This is a genomic window from Aeromicrobium sp. CnD17-E (assembly GCF_024124745.1).
Taxonomy (GTDB): Bacteria; Actinomycetota; Actinomycetes; order Propionibacteriales; family Nocardioidaceae; genus Aeromicrobium.
This window is the reverse complement of the sequence record NZ_JAMXRU010000003.1, coordinates 1-15,621: the sequence shown is the minus strand read 5'-3', so window position 1 is coordinate 15,621 and position 15,621 is coordinate 1. Positions and strand designations below refer to the sequence as shown.

The following is a 15,621-nucleotide window of genomic DNA, read 5'->3' as shown; positions in this document are numbered from 1 at the left end:
CCGCCGGGCGGGACCTCGGGCGTGCACCCGGTCGCGCACGCTCCCGGTTGACCTGTGATGTAACTCACCGTCACACTGGCCAGGCGCGACCGAGGGTGTCGCGCGGAGGGGGTCCCACCATGTCTCAGTCCGTCCTGTCCCGACGACGTCCGTCCCGAGGACGCCGTCTCCTGCTCGCCCTCGCCGCCACGCTCGGCGCGGGCCTCGTCGCCGCACCGCCGGCGTCGGCCGACGACTTCTACACGCCGCCCGCGGACACGTCGGGTGCGCCCGGCACGGTGCTGCGCAGCGAGCCGTCGGTGTTCTACCTCGATCCGCTGAAGGCCCTCAGGGCGCCGGCCGACGTCACCCGCGTCATGTACACGAGCGCCAACGCCTCGGGCCCGACCGTCGTGACGGGGACGATCCTCAAGCCGCGCGGTGCCTGGGTGGGCGCGGGGGAGCGTCCGGTCGTCGCGTACGCCGTGGGCACCCAGGGCATGGCCGACCGGTGTGCCCCGTCGCGGCAGCTGGCCGCGGGCACCGAGTACGAGGGTGCCTTCATCAAGGGCCTCCTCGCACGGGGGTACACCGTGGCCGTCACCGACTACGAGGGTCTCGGTACGCCGGGCGTGCACCCGTACGTCGATGCACGCGCCCTGGGGCGCAACGTCCTCGACTCGGTGCGGGCGGCCCAGCGCCTCGGCATCGTCACGAGCACCGCACCCGTCCTCGTGTCGGGGTACTCCGAGGGCGGCAACGCCGCCGCCGGCGCGCTCGAGCTGGCCGCGTCGTACGCCCCGGAGCTGAGGCTCAAGGGCGGCTACGCCGGCGCCGTGCCCGCCGACCTCTCGCGCGTCGCCCCGAAGCTCGACGGCTCGCCGTACTCGCTCTTCCTCGGGTACGCCGTCGCGGCTCTCGACGACGCGGAGCCCCAGCTGCGCATCAGGGACCTGCTCAACGCGCAGGGCAAGCAGTTCCTCGATCGTGTCCTGGACACGTGCCTCGTGGACGGCATCGTGCCGAACGCGTTCGTCCGCACCTCCACCTTGACGAACGAGGGCCGACCGATCGCCGACTACCTGAGCCGACCCGACATCGCCGCCGCGCTCGCCGAGCGACGCCTCGGGGCCACCGCGCCGTCCGTCCCCAGCCTGGTGAGTCACTCCGGGCTCGACGACGTCGTCGACTACCAGCAGGGACGCGACATGGCGCGGTCCTGGTGCTCGCAGGGTGCCAAGGTCCGCTTCCAGACCCTCGTGACGCCGACGCACGTCGGTGGGTTCGTCGCCGGGTTCCCGAGCGCGTTCGCGTTCCTCGAGGGCCGGGTGGCCGGAGCGCCGTTCGTCTCCACCTGCGGCACCTTCTAGCTAGCGCAGCACGGCACCGCGTCCCGCGAGGGCGCGCACGGCCTCGACGCCCCGCTCGACCACCTCGTCGAGCGGGGCGTCGACGTCGATCGCCGTGCCGAGCTCGTCGGGCTCGAGCGGCTCGAGCGTCGCGAGCTGGCTGCGCAGCAGGCTCGGGGGCATGAAGTGCTCACGCTCCTCCATGCGTCGGTGCAGCACGTCGGGCTCGGCCACCAGGTGGAGGAAGCCGACGGTCCCTGTCGGCAGGCCGCCGCGGAGCAGGTCGCGGTAGGAGCGGCGTAGCGCCGAGCACCCGAGGAGCGTGGAGGCGCCCGCGCGCTCCCTGCTGGCGAGCACCTCGGCGAGCTCCTCGAGCCAGGGTCGGCGGTCGTCGTCGTTCAGCGGCGTCCCCGCGGCCATCTTCGCGATGTTCGCCGCCGGGTGGTGCTCGTCGCCCTCGACGTACGGGACGCCCAGCCGCTCGGCGACGCGCGACCCGACGGCCGACTTCCCGGTGCCCGAGACGCCCATCACGACGACCTGGAGCGCGCCGCTCATGGTCGGCCCCCGCACGCCCTAGAGTCCTCCTCATGCCGACGGCGCACGAGGAGGTCCTGGCCGACCTCGGTCCACGCATCGTGGACGGTCTGCTCGCCCCGGGCGACGCGCTGACGCTCGACGCGATCCGCGCCGACTACGAGGTCTCGCGCACCGTCGCGCGCGAGGTCGTGCAGGTGCTCGCCTCCATGGGGCTGGTCGAGAGCCGTCGTCGCACGGGCGTGACCGTCCTGCCCGAGGAGCGGTGGGACCACTACGCGCCGTCCGTCATCCGCTGGCGCCTCGCGGGGCCTGGTCGCGGACGCCTGCTGCACCAGCTGGCGCAGCTGCGCGCGGCCGTCGAGCCGACGAGCGCGGCGCTGTCGGCCGTCAACGCGACGCCCGAGACGCGGCGTCGACTCCTGCGCCTCGCCGACGAGCTCGAGCGCACCGGGGCCGGCGGCGACCTGCAGGCCTTCCTGGAGCTCGACGTGACCTTCCACCGGCTCCTCCTGGACGGCACCGGCAACCCGATGTTCCGGGCTCTCGGTGACGTCGTGGAGGAGGTGCTGCGCGGTCGCACCGACCACGACCTCATGCCGTCGGAGCCCGCGCCCGAGGCCCGACGTCTGCACGCGGAGGTCGCTCGCGCGGTCGCCGCGGGGGAGGCCGAGGCGGCGCGTGCCGCGATGCACGCGATCTGCGTCGAGGTCGTCGGTCAGCTCCGACAGGACTGAGTCGCCCGTCGGGTGCGCGTACGGTCCCGGACGGCGGTGCTGACTCATGCGACCAGAGGGTAGGCGACGGCGGCGAGCGCCAGGGCGCTGAGTCCCAGCGTGGTCTCCATGACGGTCCAGGTCCTCAGCGTCGTGCGGACGTCCAGGCCGAAGAACCGGCTGACGAGCCAGAAGCCGGAGTCGTTGACGTGGGAGAGCACCGTCGCGCCGGCGGCGACCGCCGTGACGAGCAGCGCGACCTGCACGTCGGAGAGGTCGGCGGTCTGCGCGGCGACGAGGCCGGACGCGGTGGTGAGGGCCACCGTCGCGGAGCCCTGGGCCACGCGCAGTGCCGCAGCGAGCAGGAACGCCTGCAGCAGCAGCGGGACGCCCAGCCCGCCGAGGGAGTCCGTGAGAGCCGCGCCGACGCCGCTCGTACGCAGGACGCCGCCGAGCATGCCGCCCGCTCCCGTGATGAGGATGACCGAGCAGACCGGCCCAAGCGACGCGTCGAGCAGGGCACCCGTCTCCGCGAGGGAGCGGCCGCGTCGTCCGAGGGTCCCGATGGTCAGCAGCAGCGTGAGCAGCAGGGCCACGGGCGTCGTCCCGACGAGCACGAGGGCGTCGATCCAGCCTTGCCCTTCGGCCAGCGTGCCGCCGGCCACGAGCGTGGTGAGCACCGTGTTGAGCCCGATGAGGACGAGGGGGACCAGCAGGATGGACAGCACGAGGGCGACCGGCGGAGGGGTCGAGTCGTCTCCGCCGTCCTGCTCCTCGCCCAGCAGGAGGGTCGGGACGTCGACGTGCACGCGAGAGCCGACCCACCGCGAGAACAGGTACACGCCGACGTACCAGCTGACGACCGCGATGGGCAGGTTCACGAGCAGGACGACGCCGAGGTCGCCGCCCATGACCGTGCCGGCGGCGACGGGTCCGGGGTGCGGCGGCAGGAGCGCGTGGGTCGCGGCGAAGGCGCCGGCGGCGGGGAGCGCGTAGACCAGCACCGACCCGCCGAACCGGCGGGCCACGGTGAGCACGATGGGCAGGAAGACCACGAGGCCCGCGTCGAAGAAGATCGGCAGTCCGAAGAGGAAGGCTGCGACGCCGAGGGCGAGCGGGGCGCGGCGTTCGCCGAAGCGTGACACGAGGGTGTCGGCGAGCACCTGGGCGCCGCCGGAGGCCTCGAGGAGGCGGCCGATCATCACGCCGAAGCCGACCAGCAGGGCCACCGACGCCAGCGTCGAGCCGAACCCCGAGGTGAGCGCGGTGGGCACGTCGACGAGCGGGATGCCGGTGGCGACGGCCGTGAGCAGGCTGACCAGGACGAGCGCGACGAAGGCGTGCAGCTTGACGCGGATGATGAGGACGAGCAGCAGGACGACGGCGGCCAGCGCGATGGCCAGCAGGACGCCGGTCCCGTGCACGGGGTCGATGGGATCCACGGGGCCTCCGGACGTGAGGGGACGAGGGTCACCCGGCGGGCGACGCGGGACGTGAGGCAGGTCACGTGAGCGTGCCACGAAAGGTAGTACCAAGGCAAGTCGGGGTGGCCGTCCGCCGGCCAGCTCGGCCGGGTCAGCGGCGCAGTCGCACCAGCTCGACCAGCTCGGCGTCGGTCAGCTCCGTCAGCGCGCTCTCGCCCGCGTTCACGACGGCGTCGGCCAGTGCCCGCTTCGAGGCGATCAGCTCGGCCACGGACTCCTCGATCGTGCCCTCCGCGATGATGCGGTGGACCTGCACCGGCTTGGTCTGGCCGATGCGGTGGGCCCGGTCGGTGGCCTGGTCCTCGACGGCCGGGTTCCACCAGCGGTCGTAGTGGATGACGTGGTCGGCGCGGGTCAGCGTGAGGCCGGTGCCTCCGGCCTTCAGCGACAGCACGAACACCGGGACCTCGCCCGCCTGGAAGCGCGTGACCATCTGCTCGCGGGTCTGCACGGGGACGCCGCCGTGGAGGAACTGCACGGGGATGCGTCGTTCGGTCAGGTGCCGGGTGAGCAGGTGCCCCATCTGCGCGTACTGCGTGAAGACGAGGGCGGCGCCGTCGGCGGCGACGATCTCGTCGAGCAGCTCGTCCAGCATGTCGAGCTTCCCGGACCGGCCCGTCAGCGTGGCCCGCGGCTCGCGCAGGAGCTGCGCAGGATGATTGCAGACCTGCTTCAGCTGCGTGAGCAGCCGGACGACGAGCCCGCGACGCTGCATGCCCTCGCTGGACTCGATCTCTGCCATCGTCTCGCGCACGACGGCCTCGTAGAGGCCGACCTGCTCCCGCGTCAGGTGCACCCGGTAGTCGGTCTCGGTCTTCGGTGGCAGCTCGGGCGCGATGCCCGGGTCGCTCTTGCGCCGCCGGAGCAGGAACGGGCGGACGAGGCGCGACAGCTCGCCGGCACGGTCGCGGTCCTGACCGCGCTCGATGGGTCGCGACCACCGGCGCCGGAACTCCTCGAGCCCGCCGAGCAATCCCGGGGTGGTCCAGTCCAGGATCGACCACAGCTCCGTCAGGCCGTTCTCCACGGGCGTGCCCGTCAGGGCGAGACGGACCGGCGTCGGGATGGATCGCAGCGCCTTGGCGGCCGCCGACCGGACGTTCTTGACGTACTGCGCCTCGTCGGCGACGACCACGCCCCAGCCGGTCTCGACGTCGGCGAGGTCGACCGCGTCCCGGCGCAGCGTGGCGTAGGTCGTGACGACGAAGCCCTCGGTCACACCGACCAGGCTGCGCCCGGTGCCGTGGTGGCGTCGGACCGGCACGCCCGGCGCGAACCGCTCGATCTCGCGGACCCAGTTGCCCACGACGGACGCAGGACAGACGACGAGCGTGGGGGCCACGGGCCGTCCGGCCGCGCGCGCCTGGTCCTCCAGGTGCAGGTGCAGCGCGATGAGCATGACGGTCTTGCCCAGGCCCATGTCGTCGGCGAGGATGCCGCCCAGCCCGAGGTCGACGAGCTGGGCCATCCAGCGCAGACCGTCGCGCTGGTACTCGCGCAGGGTCCCGTGCAGCCGCGGCGACGGCTCGACGGGGTCGCGCGACCCGTGCTCGGCGAGCCGGCGGCGCACGTCGTCGAGCCAGCCCTCGGTCGACACGTCGGTGCGCACGTCGTCGATCTCGATCTCGCCGGACACGGCGGCGCGCAGGGCCTCGATCGCGGTGAGCTCGTGCGTGCGCCGCTCCAGCAGGGCCTGCGTGCGGGCCGGGTCGACCAGCACCCAGCGCTCGCGCAGGCGCACCAGACCGTGCTGGGCCTCGGCCAGCACGTCGAGCTCCTCGGCGGTGAGCGTCTCGTCGCCGAGGGCGAGGTTCCAGTCGAAGCGGAACACCTGCGAGCGGCCGAACGCGCGCGGCCGGTCGTGCGGCATCGCGTCGCCGACCCGGCGGACGGTCGGGCGCGAGTCGAGGGAGCGGACCAGGCCGTCGGGCCACAGCACCTCGACCCGGTACGAGCGCAGCAGGCTGGCGACGCGGGTGCGTCCGAGCTCGCCGACCTCCTCGGCCGTGAGCGGCACCGAGCCCTGGTCGAGCCGCCCGAGCATGCGCGTGAGGGTCGGCCAGGCGGCGGCAGCCGTGCTGACCAGGGTCCGGACCCCGGGTCGCGCGCCTGCCCCGAAGTGGTGGTCGTCGCGACGCCACAGGTCGGCGACGTCGACGGCCGACCACGACGCGTCGAGCGGCTTGACCTTCAGGCGCACGTCGGCCACGTGGCCCTCGGCGTCGGCCGACTGCCGGAAGGTGACCACCAGCTGCCCGCTGAACGCGCGCGGCCGGACGGGCGCCTGCTCGACGAGCGGTGGTGGCGCTGCGCCGCTCGGGCGGCTCCGGCGACGCATGCCCTGCGGGTCCGGCACCGCGTCGTCCTGAGGCTGCGTGGCGACGGCGGGTGCGTCCACCGCGAGCGCCGCGAGGAAGCCCCGGACCTTCGCCTGTCCCGACGCCGCGTCGGCACCGACCGAGCGCGCCGCGTCCTGCAGCTGCGACGCGGAGGAGGAGTCGGGCGCGGCGAGCCGTCCGGTGGCCATGAGTCGCAGCGCGAGGATCGCGGGCGTGGCCCACGCCCGGACCGACGGGTCCGCGTTCATCGTCCGGATGCCCTGGCTGAGCGGACCGATGGCGTCGCTCGCCGTCACCTCGTGCTCCCCGTCGGGCGCGGTGAAGACGAACCGCGAGGCGGCGGGGTCGTCGGCGACCACGAAGTCGACCGGGTGGCGCAGCAGCACGCGCAGGTCGGTCGTCGTGGGCATCCCTCTAGTGTCCCTCACGCGGTCCGGCGACGGGGCAGGGGCCTGGGCGCTCAGTCGACCTGGAGCTCGCCCATGCGGCCCCAGCCGTCGACGGGGATCGTGTGGCTGATGATCTGCGGCGTGGACGTGAGCAGCGGACGCATCGCCTCCAGACCGTCGGCGAAGTGCTGGCTCGAGACGTGCGCCTCGGCGGCGTCGTCCTGGAAGCCCTCGACGAGGACGAACGTGTTCTCCTCCTCCAGGCTGCGCGACCACTCGAAGAACAGGTTGCCCTCCTCGGCGCGCGTGGCTTCGGTGAACGGGCGGACGGCCTCGGGCCACTGCTCGACGGCCTCGGGGCGCACGGAGAACTTGACGTTGATCAGGATCATGGGGGTCCCTTCCGGTGGTGGTGTCGCGCCCCTCGGCGCGAGGGGCCGCCGCCCGAGGTGGGGCGGTGGGCCAGTGGGGGCTCGGACTCAGGCGTCCGCGTCGGGCGTGCCCGGCTGCTCGGCGGCGCGCGCCTCGGCCACCTGACGCTGGACGTCGTCCATGTCGAGGTCGCGGACCGCCTGGATCACCTGGTCGAGAGCCGGCGCGGGCAGCGCACCGGGCTGGCTGAAGACGAGCACGCCGTCGCGGAACGCCATGAGCGTCGGGATCGACGTGATGCCGGCGGCTCCGGCGAGCTCCTGCTCGGCCTCGGTGTCGATCTTGCCGAAGGTCACGTCGGGGTTCTGCTCGCTCGCGGCGTCGTAGACGGGCGCGAACTGCCGGCACGGACCGCACCAGGACGCCCACCAGTCCACGAGGGTGATGCCCTCGCCGGTGACGGCTTCCTCGAAGCTCTGGGCGGTGAGGTCGATGGTCGACATGAGGGTCCTTCCGGAGACGTCGTGGGTCGTACCCCAGCGTGAACGACACGTCGCTCTCGCGCATTCCCTGTGATCCACGTCCCGTCGCGTCATGGATCGCGGGTCGTGGTCTCTGCGTACCTGTCGAGGAGCGGCATGACACGGGATCGGGAGGTGCGGTGAAGTACGACAAGCCAGTCTGGCAGCTGATGTACGAGTGCGCCGACGCGATGCCCGACCCCTTCGGCTACGAGCACGTCCACCGCTGGTTCGCCCGACGCTATCCCGAGGTGAGCCAGGCCACCATCCGCGCGCACCTGGTGGGCCTGTGCGAGGGCGGTCGGCCCAAGCAGCCGCAGTTCGCGGTCAGGTCGTCCCTGTTCCGGCGCGTCGCCCGTGGCCTGTACGAGGTGATCCCGCCCGAGGAGCGCAAGCTCGACCCCGACCTGCCCGAGGCGCCTGACGACCCGGCACCTCCCGCTGCGCCCGTCGACCGGGCCCGACGTGAGGCGAGCTTCGCGACGTCGGCCTTCACGGAGGCGACCGTCGTCCAGGCCCGGCCCGAACCCGACGTCGAGGCGCGGCACGACGGTCCGGGACCCTCGGCGCAGCTGGCGACCTTCGAGGACATCGTCGAGCGAGCCGGGCTCGCCGGGCCTCGGCTGGAGGTCCGCGACCCGACCGCCGAGTCCGCCGACGTGCTGCTGCTGGCCGGTGCGGGCGAGCGCGTGCTCGTGCCGGCCCCGGCCCGCGAGGTCTACCGCGCGGACCGCTTCCAGGCCGCCCGGCTCCGTGCGCAGGCGCGTGGTGCCACGTGGTTCGTGCTGTCGGCCGAGCACGGGCTCCTCGAGCCGGGGGAGTGGGTCTCGCCCGACTCGCGCGACCTCGCCGACCTCGACCCGGTCTACCGCGGCGTCTGGGCCCAGTGGGTGCTGGTGCGCCTGGAGTCCCTCGACGGTCCGGTGGCGGGGCGACGGGTGCACCTGGTCGCGCCTGAGGCCTACGTGGGACCTCTCGCCGCGGTGCTCCAGGACGCCGGAGCGGAGGTCACGGTCGGCGGTGACGAGTCGCGTCCCGTACCGGTCGTCAGCGAACCGCGGGTCGCCGTGGAGCAGTCCACGGCTGCGGTCGAGGGCGAGGCCGGGGAGGAGCCGGTGACCCCGGGCCCCCGTGCCGCAGCGGCACCTGCGGTGCAGGCAGGTCCGGTGCACGACGGTCCCGGCGACGCGGTGCTGGCGGCGGTCGAGCACCTTGCCGGCACCGAGCACGCCGTGAGGCCGCAGGACCTCGACGCCATCCAGGAGGTCGCGGGGGTCTTCGCCTGGCACGTCGACGCCGAGGGCGCCCGGGTGCTCAACCGCAGCCTGATGCTGCCCGTCGGCGCCGGGGTGCTGCACGTGGGGCACGCGGGAGCCGTGGGCCGGACCGACGACGTCGTCACGACGGTGCGCCACCTCGTGCAGACCGTCCAGCTGCACGGACGCTCCCGCTCCTCGACCTTCCGTGCCGCGCTGGCCACGATCCTGCAGGAGCCGCTGCGAGCGGACGGCCTGGACGACCCGGTCGTCACCGACTGGATGCAGCAGCACCTGCGGGTCGTCACCTGGCCGATGCACGACCGCGAGGCGATCCGTGAGCTCGCCCAGCACGTCGTCGAGCAGCTCGAGCCGCCCCTGAACGTCGACCACCTCCGTGCCGGCGAGGTGCGTCGACGCCTCGGCGAGCTGCGTCGTGCCATCCGCTGACGCGGCGCGCAAGACTACCGTCCGGTAGGGGTGTCGGACCGTCGAACATGAGACTAGCCTCATGAACATGGACGATCTGACCTTCGACTTCCGCCCCTCCGACGTCGCTGCTGCGTCCGCCCGGTTCCCCGGGCGTCCACTGGGCGTCCTGGACCGACCGGTCGCTGCCGACGCGACCCTGGCGGTCCGCGAGCGCGGCACCGACTTCGCCCAGCACGCCTGGGACGAGTCCGGTCACCTCTGAGACCGGACCCGCTGCGGTCACCGCGTGTCCCTCACGCGCCGGTGACGTGACACGGCCCCGCGAAGCATGCGCTTCGCGGGGCCGTGTCGTCGGTGCTGAGGTCAGTCCAGCGGACGGATGTTCGCCGCCTGCAGGCCCTTCTGGCCCTGCTCGACGTCGAACTCGACCTTCTGGTTCTCGTTGAGCGAGCGGTAGCCGCTCGTCTGGATCGCGCTGAAGTGGGCGAAGACGTCCTCGCTGCCGTCGTCGGGCGCGATGAAGCCGAAGCCCTTGTCGGCGTTGAACCACTTGACCGTTCCGGTTGCCATCTTTCCTACTACTCCTTCGGGTGCGTCCACGACCGTCGTGGACGCGTCGTCCGTCGTTTCACCCGCTGAGCAGAGCGCCCGGTGTGCGGTCCCCGAGCTGCCGGCACGGTTAAATCCAACGGCAACGACACCAGCCTAGGACACGGTCGCGACCCGGGCCGAACGCCGTCTCGGCGCGTCGGTCGCCGGCACCGGCGGCCCCGGTCAGCCGGGCTGGCCGTACAGCGCGACGGAGTAGTAGCGGTCGTTGCTGTCGCGCCACGCGCCCACGCCGATGCGGCGGAACGCGGCGTTCATCTGGTTGGCGCGGTGGCCGCCGGAGGTCATCCAGTTGATCTTGGAGCACGAGGACGAGCACACCTTGTCGGTGGAGCGGCCGACGACGCTGCGACCGTCCGGGTAGCCGAACGCCAGGTTCTCGCCGATGCTGCGCAGGCCGCACTCCTTCATGATGGTCTTCAGCGACGAAGACGAACGGTGGACGAGCGCCTTCTCCTGCGTGGCGAGGTGCTTGGCCCAGGAGTCGGCGTAGCGGTCCATGCAGCTGTTGAGCGCGAGCTTGGGTCGGTCGAACTTCGCCCGGACCCCGTTGGTCTGCTCGAGGATCTGCTGGGAGTAGACGCTGACCCGCACCACGGCGTGGGCGGAGCCTCCCGTGAGGCTCACGAGGAGCGCGGTGAGGACGACGGCGATGGTGGTACGCATGCTGCTCCTGGTGACGGGGACCGAACCTGGTCAGTCTCACACCTTTGGGTCCCGGGCACTAGGTCCTGACCAGAGATCGACCGGAGAACTAGTTCTTTAGTACTAGTCACCGGTGAAGTCAAGACTGTCGTCGTCCTCAGCAAACGTTTAGGTTGGCCCGAGCCTCGTGTCGGACGAGCCCACCGGCCCGCCGACGCGACAGGGGGCCGACCGGCCCCCGAGACATCAGTTGTTCCTAGGGGGGACCACGTGAAGCGTGTCACGTCATGCGTGCTCGGGATCGGGCTCGCGTCATCGCTCGGACTCACGTTCGCAGCACCGACCACGGCGGCCGAGGCGCCGCCACAGCAGGGGGTCGACCGCGTCCAGAAGGACCACGACCTGCCGAACCCGCTCGAGGACAAGCGTCGGGAGCTGCGGGAGCAGGCCGTCGCGTCCGTCGTGAGCGGCGAGGCGAAGCCCGTCACCCGCAACGGCAGCACCGTCGTCAAGGTCGGCGAGGCCGCGGCTCCGGCCGACGCCGCGACGCTCGCGAGCCCGAAGGCGTCGCGCGGCGCCAAGGAGCGCGCGGCGAAGGGCAAGCGCAAGGACCAGTACGTCGAGCTGTCGCAGGAGCGCGCCGACAAGATCTTCGTCATCCTCGCGGAGTTCGGCGACGAGCGGCACCCCGACTACCCGGACGCCGACACCGATCCCGCCACGCCGGGACCGGAGACGTTCGACGGCCCCCAGCACAACCAGATCGAGGAGCCGGACCGGTCGAAGGACAACTCGACCGTCTGGCAGCCCGACTACGACCGTCAGCACTACCAGGACCTGTACTTCAAGACGGGCCGCGACGTCGAGTCGGTCAAGACGTACTACGAGACGCAGTCGTCCGGTCGCTACACGGTCGACGGGACCGTCTCGGACTGGGTGAAGGTGAAGTACAACACCGCGCGCTACGGCCGCGACGACGCCTCGACGTGGAACCTGATCCAGGACGCCACGACGCAGTGGGTGGCCGACCAGCGCAAGGCCGGCCGCACCGACGCGCAGATCAAGCAGCAGCTCGCGGAGTACGACGTCTACGACCGCTACGACTACGACGGCGACGGCGACTTCAACGAGCCCGACGGCTACATCGACCACTTCCAGATCGTCCACGCCGGTCACGGCGAGGAGGACGGCGACGCGACCTACGGCGAGGACGCCATCTGGTCGCACCGCTGGTACGCCTTCCTCACCGACCAGGGCGTCACGGGGCCGTCGCAGAACCGTCTCGGCGGCACGCAGATCGGCGACACCGGGCTCTGGATCGGCGACTACACCGTGCAGCCGGAGAACGGTGGTCTCTCCGTCTTCGTCCACGAGTACGGTCACGACCTCGGCCTGCCCGACGCGTACAGCACGGCGGGTGGCGACAACAGCAACGAGTACTGGACGCTCATGGCGCAGTCGCGGCTGAACGCCAAGGGCGAGGCCCTCGGCGAGCGCGCGGGCGACCTGGGTGCGTGGGAGAAGCTGCAGCTCGGCTGGCTCGACTACGAGGTCGTCGGGGCCAAGGAGAGGCGGACCCTCGAGCTCGGGCCCCAGGAGTACAACACCGCCAAGGCGCAGGGTGCCGTCGTGGTGCTCCCGAAGAAGGAGGTCACCCGCGACCTCGGAGCGCCGGCGGCGGGCTCGAAGCAGTTCCACTCCGGCTCCGGTGACGACCTCGCGACCACCATGACGACACAGGTCAGCATCCCGTCGGGCGCGACCGACGCCGAGCTGACGGCGCAGGTCCGGTACGAGATCGAGGAGGGCTACGACTACGCGTACGTCCAGGCGTCGACCGACGGCGGCTCGACGTGGACCGCGCTCGACGGCACCGTCGGCGGCACGCCGATCGGCGACGACACGTCGGGTCGCCCAGGCATCGACGGTGAGCAGGAGACCTGGACCGACCTGTCGGTCCCGCTCGACGCCTATGCGGGCCAGAGCGTCCAGCTCCGGTTCCTGTACAAGACCGACGGTGGTCTCGCGCTGCCCGGCCTGTTCGTCGACGACGTCGCGGTGACCGCTGGCGGCTCGACGCTGACGTCCGACGGCGCGGAGGACGGTGCGGGCGCCTGGACGCTCGACGGGTTCAGCGTCGTGGGCTCGTCGACCACCGACGCCTACGACAACTTCTACGTCATGGGCCACCGCTCGTACGTCTCCTACGACCGGTACCTGCGGACGGGGCCGTACAACTTCGGCTTCGCGAGCACCCGCCCGGACTGGGTCGAGCACTACGCCTACCAGCAGGGTCTGCTGATCTCCTACTGGGACACGTCGCAGGCCGACAACAACACCATCACCCACCCGGGTGAGGGTCGGAACCTGCCGATCGACGCCCGGCCGCGACCGATCATCGACAGGACGACGGGCAAGCCGTTCCGTGCCCGCGTCCAGGTCTACGACGCGCCGTTCTCGACGCGGAAGGCCGACTCGATGACGCTGCACACCGACGGCAAGCCCACGTACGTCCGTGGACAGGCCGCCGCCCCGCTCTTCGACGACACGAAGAAGTACTTCTACGCGGAGGCGCCGCAGCACGGCGTGAAGCTGCCCGGTGCCGGGGTCAAGGTCCGGGTGCTGTCGGAGAAGGGCACGTCGCTGAAGGTCCGGTTCAACTGAGCTGACCGGCTCGACCGGACAGGGTCCCGACCAGACGGGGCGCGCACCGAGAAGGTGCGCGCCCCGTCGTCGTGGACCGGTTCAGCGGGCGTGCAACGCCTCGTCGATGGCACCGGGTGCGCCACCGAACTCGTCGGCGACCTCGCCCGCGACGTCGTCCTGGTCGGTGACGACGTGACCGTCCTCGTCGAGCCCGGCATCAGCGTCGCGCAGGGCCCGGTGGGCGGTGGACAGGACGACCGCGGCGCCCAGCACGGCCACCGCCGCGATGGCGAAGGGCACGTGCACCGACCATGCCTGCACCATCCGGCCGGCGGCGAACGGGGCGAGACCGCCGCCGATGAAGCGGACGAAGCCGTACGCGGCGGACGCCACGGGACGCTCCACCGGCGAGATCGTCATGACGGCCTGCGTCATCAGCGTGTTGTTGATGCCGATGAAGATGCCCGCCGCGATGACGCAGCCGACCATGAGTCGCTGGTCGGTGGGGTCGGTGGCCATCAGCGCGAGGTCGACCGCGAAGAGGGTGAAGGCCGCGTAGAGCGACACCGACGTGCCGAGGCGCTGCTGCAGCCACGGGGCGGCGACCACCGAGAAGAACGCGACCAGGACGCCCCAGGCGAAGAACACCCAGCCGAGCTGCGTGATGGACAGCGCCATCGGGAACGGGGCGTACCCGAGCATCGTGAAGAAGCCCCAGTTGTAGAGCAGGGCAGCGACGCTCATCGTCGCCAGGCCCCGGTGGCGCAGTGCCTTGAGCGGGGCGCTGATCGGCGTCGTGTGCGTGGGCTTCGCCGTGGACGGCAGGAGGAGCACCGTCGCGACGAGCGCGATCGACATGAGGACGGCGACGCCGTAGAACGGGCCGCGCCAGCTGATGTTGCCGAGCGTGCCGCCGACCAGGGGGCCTGCCGCGATGCCGAGTCCGAGAGCTGCCTCGTAGAGGATGATCGCTCCAGCGAACCCGCCCCGTGCGCTGGAGACGATGGCGGCGAGCGACGTGGCGATGAACAGGGCGTTGCCCAGTCCCCAGCCGGCACGGAAGGCGACGATGCCCTCGATGCTGCCGCTCGACCCGGCGAGCGCGGAGAAGACCACGATGATGGCCAGGCCGACCACGAGGGTGCGCTTGGCGCCGAACCGGCTGGAGACCGCGTTCGTCACGAGCATGGCGACGGCGGTGACCACGAGGTAGCTGGTGAAGAGCAGCGTCACCTCGCTCTCGGTGGCGTCGAGCTGCTCCTTGAGGGCGGGCAGGATCGGGTCGACGAGGCCGATCCCCATGAAGGAGATCACGCAGGCGAACGCGACCGCGTAGACGGCCTTCGGCTGTCCGAGCAGGCTCGCTCGGGCGGAGCCGTGGCCACCGGTGTCGGGTGTCTGGTCAGTGGGGCTGGTCATGGTCCTCCTGGGTCAGCTCGACGAGCGCGTCGACGGCGTGGCCGAGTGCGTCGAGTCGGTCGGGTGAGAGGCGGCCGAGTCGGGCGGCGATCAGGGCGTCCTGGCTCCGGCGTCGTTCCGCGAGGGCGGAGCGTCCGGCGTCGGTGATCGCGACGAGGGTCGCTCGGCGGTCGCTGGGGTCGCTCGTGCGGCTGACGAGGCCGGTGGCCTCGAGCCGCTGGACGAGTCCGGTCATCGCGGGCTGCCCGACGGCCTCGAGCCGGGTCAGGTCCGAGACGCGGCACGGACCGTGCCGGTCGAGCGCGGACAGCGTCCCTGCGGCCGTGCGGCTCAGGCCTCGCGTGGCCGAGTCGCGGGAGACGACCGCGACCAGCTCGCGCAGGGCCTGGGACAGGCGCGCGACGTCAGGTTGCTGCATGCAACCAACTATATCAGCACCTGATGTATCGCGCCGCGCGCCCCTCCCTTCCGCGTCGTGTGGACTTCGTGACGGTTCTCGGTCGACAGATCGTCACGAAGTCCACAGAACGCGGGGAGGGATCAGGCCGCGGTACGGGCCAGGGTGAGGCGGCCAGCGACGAGGCCCACGAGGACCACCGCGCCGGTCCAGAGCACGCCCGCGAGCGGCAGCGACAGCACCAGCAGGACGCACCCGACGAGACCCGCGACCGCGAGCACCCGCAGGACGGTGCCGCCGAGGGTGACGGCCGCGGCGTTCGTGAGGGCGTAGTAGACCAGCACGCAGCCGCTCGACGCCGCGACGGCCTCGACCGCGTCGACGAACGGGAGGGCGGCCACGACGACGAGCGCCACCGCGACCTGGGCGGCCGCGGGCACGCCGCGCGACGACTCGTGGGCGAGCGCCCTCGGCAGGTGACGGTCGCGGCTCATGGCCAGCGTGGTGCGGCTGACCCCGCCGAGCAAGGAC

The 15,621-nt window shown here is 72.1% G+C and carries 14 protein-coding genes and 1 pseudogene; 5 read left to right on the top strand and 10 right to left on the bottom strand.

The annotated features are described in order from the left end of the window. The first annotated feature begins 119 nt into the window (after window positions 1-119). Entirely contained in the window at window positions 120-1,349 is a 1,230-nt protein-coding gene (locus tag NH339_RS01445; RefSeq protein WP_253021749.1) for a lipase family protein, read from the top strand. Here NH339_RS01445 and NH339_RS01440 read toward each other — a convergent pair whose 3' ends face one another. After that, entirely contained in the window at window positions 1,350-1,886 is a 537-nt protein-coding gene (locus tag NH339_RS01440; RefSeq protein WP_253021747.1) for a gluconokinase, read from the bottom strand. Window positions 1,887-1,918: 32 nt separating this feature from the next. Between NH339_RS01440 and NH339_RS01435 the strand changes: the two genes are divergently transcribed. After that, a complete protein-coding gene (locus NH339_RS01435; RefSeq protein ID WP_253021745.1) occupies window positions 1,919-2,602 on the top strand; it encodes a FadR/GntR family transcriptional regulator in 684 nt (227 codons plus the stop codon). A gap of 44 nt (window positions 2,603-2,646) precedes the next feature. Here NH339_RS01435 and NH339_RS01430 read toward each other — a convergent pair whose 3' ends face one another. The 4 genes from NH339_RS01430 to NH339_RS01415 all read right to left on the bottom strand — a co-directional run bounded on the left by NH339_RS01430 (window position 2,647) and on the right by NH339_RS01415 (window position 7,668). Then, a complete protein-coding gene (locus NH339_RS01430; RefSeq protein ID WP_253021743.1) occupies window positions 2,647-4,023 on the bottom strand; it encodes a GntP family permease in 1,377 nt (458 codons plus the stop codon). A 133-nt stretch (window positions 4,024-4,156) separates the two neighbouring features. Beyond that, complete coding sequence (locus NH339_RS01425) at window positions 4,157-6,814, bottom strand: DEAD/DEAH box helicase (protein ID WP_253021740.1); 2,658 nt, start codon at window positions 6,812-6,814, stop codon at window positions 4,157-4,159. Between the two features lie 50 nt (window positions 6,815-6,864). Continuing rightward, window positions 6,865-7,185 carry a putative quinol monooxygenase gene (locus NH339_RS01420; protein ID WP_253021738.1) on the bottom strand — a complete coding sequence of 107 codons (321 nt, stop codon included), beginning with the start codon at window positions 7,183-7,185 and terminating at the stop codon, window positions 6,865-6,867. Between the two features lie 87 nt (window positions 7,186-7,272). Then, window positions 7,273-7,668: a co-chaperone YbbN gene (locus NH339_RS01415; protein ID WP_253021736.1), complete on the bottom strand. Its 396-nt coding sequence runs from the start codon at window positions 7,666-7,668 to the stop codon at window positions 7,273-7,275. A gap of 158 nt (window positions 7,669-7,826) precedes the next feature. On the opposite strand from NH339_RS01415, the gene NH339_RS01410 reads away from it, so the two are divergent. Both NH339_RS01410 and NH339_RS01405 read left to right on the top strand, forming a co-directional pair. Next, on the top strand, window positions 7,827-9,392 hold the full coding sequence (locus NH339_RS01410) for a DUF6884 domain-containing protein (RefSeq protein ID WP_253021734.1): 1,566 nt from the start codon (window positions 7,827-7,829) through the stop codon (window positions 9,390-9,392). Between the two features lie 67 nt (window positions 9,393-9,459). Further along, complete coding sequence (locus NH339_RS01405) at window positions 9,460-9,636, top strand: hypothetical protein (protein WP_253021732.1); 177 nt, start codon at window positions 9,460-9,462, stop codon at window positions 9,634-9,636. A gap of 101 nt (window positions 9,637-9,737) precedes the next feature. On the opposite strand, the gene NH339_RS01400 is transcribed toward NH339_RS01405, so the two are convergent. After that, entirely contained in the window at window positions 9,738-9,944 is a 207-nt protein-coding gene (locus NH339_RS01400; RefSeq protein ID WP_055967782.1) for a cold-shock protein, read from the bottom strand. 204 nt (window positions 9,945-10,148) lie between these two features. Continuing rightward, window positions 10,149-10,649, bottom strand: coding sequence for a CAP domain-containing protein (locus NH339_RS01395; RefSeq protein ID WP_253021730.1), 501 nt, complete (start codon window positions 10,647-10,649; stop codon window positions 10,149-10,151). A gap of 249 nt (window positions 10,650-10,898) precedes the next feature. On the opposite strand from NH339_RS01395, the gene NH339_RS01390 reads away from it, so the two are divergent. Beyond that, on the top strand, window positions 10,899-13,292 hold the full coding sequence (locus NH339_RS01390) for an immune inhibitor A domain-containing protein (protein ID WP_253021728.1): 2,394 nt from the start codon (window positions 10,899-10,901) through the stop codon (window positions 13,290-13,292). A gap of 81 nt (window positions 13,293-13,373) precedes the next feature. On the opposite strand, the gene NH339_RS01385 is transcribed toward NH339_RS01390, so the two are convergent. The 3 genes and pseudogenes from NH339_RS01385 to NH339_RS01375 all read right to left on the bottom strand — a co-directional run. Further along, window positions 13,374-14,693 carry an MFS transporter gene (locus tag NH339_RS01385; protein ID WP_253021726.1) on the bottom strand — a complete coding sequence of 440 codons (1,320 nt, stop codon included), beginning with the start codon at window positions 14,691-14,693 and terminating at the stop codon, window positions 13,374-13,376. Continuing rightward, a complete protein-coding gene (locus tag NH339_RS01380) occupies window positions 14,677-15,111 on the bottom strand; it encodes a MarR family winged helix-turn-helix transcriptional regulator (protein WP_253021724.1) in 435 nt (144 codons plus the stop codon). Before NH339_RS01380 ends, NH339_RS01385 begins: the two co-directional genes overlap by 17 nt. 122 nt (window positions 15,112-15,233) lie before the next feature. Continuing rightward, window positions 15,234-15,621 (bottom strand): annotated as a pseudogene (locus NH339_RS01375) (amino acid permease); the annotation flags it as partial.

Excerpts from the sequence above, each read along its gene's own strand:
- NH339_RS01445 (WP_253021749.1), top strand. The coding sequence starts at position 120 with ATGTCTCAGTCCGTCCTGTCCCGACGACGTCCGTCCCGAGGACGCCGT.
- NH339_RS01440 (WP_253021747.1), bottom strand. The coding sequence starts at position 1,886 with ATGAGCGGCGCGCTCCAGGTCGTCGTGATGGGCGTCTCGGGCACCGGG.
- NH339_RS01435 (WP_253021745.1), top strand. The coding sequence starts at position 1,919 with ATGCCGACGGCGCACGAGGAGGTCCTGGCCGACCTCGGTCCACGCATC.
- NH339_RS01425 (WP_253021740.1), bottom strand. The coding sequence starts at position 6,814 with ATGCCCACGACGACCGACCTGCGCGTGCTGCTGCGCCACCCGGTCGAC.
- NH339_RS01420 (WP_253021738.1), bottom strand. The coding sequence starts at position 7,185 with ATGATCCTGATCAACGTCAAGTTCTCCGTGCGCCCCGAGGCCGTCGAG.
- NH339_RS01415 (WP_253021736.1), bottom strand. The coding sequence starts at position 7,668 with ATGTCGACCATCGACCTCACCGCCCAGAGCTTCGAGGAAGCCGTCACC.
- NH339_RS01405 (WP_253021732.1), top strand. The coding sequence starts at position 9,460 with ATGGACGATCTGACCTTCGACTTCCGCCCCTCCGACGTCGCTGCTGCG.
- NH339_RS01400 (WP_055967782.1), bottom strand. The coding sequence starts at position 9,944 with ATGGCAACCGGAACGGTCAAGTGGTTCAACGCCGACAAGGGCTTCGGC.
- NH339_RS01395 (WP_253021730.1), bottom strand. The coding sequence starts at position 10,649 with ATGCGTACCACCATCGCCGTCGTCCTCACCGCGCTCCTCGTGAGCCTC.
- NH339_RS01385 (WP_253021726.1), bottom strand. The coding sequence starts at position 14,693 with ATGACCAGCCCCACTGACCAGACACCCGACACCGGTGGCCACGGCTCC.
- NH339_RS01380 (WP_253021724.1), bottom strand. The coding sequence starts at position 15,111 with ATGCAGCAACCTGACGTCGCGCGCCTGTCCCAGGCCCTGCGCGAGCTG.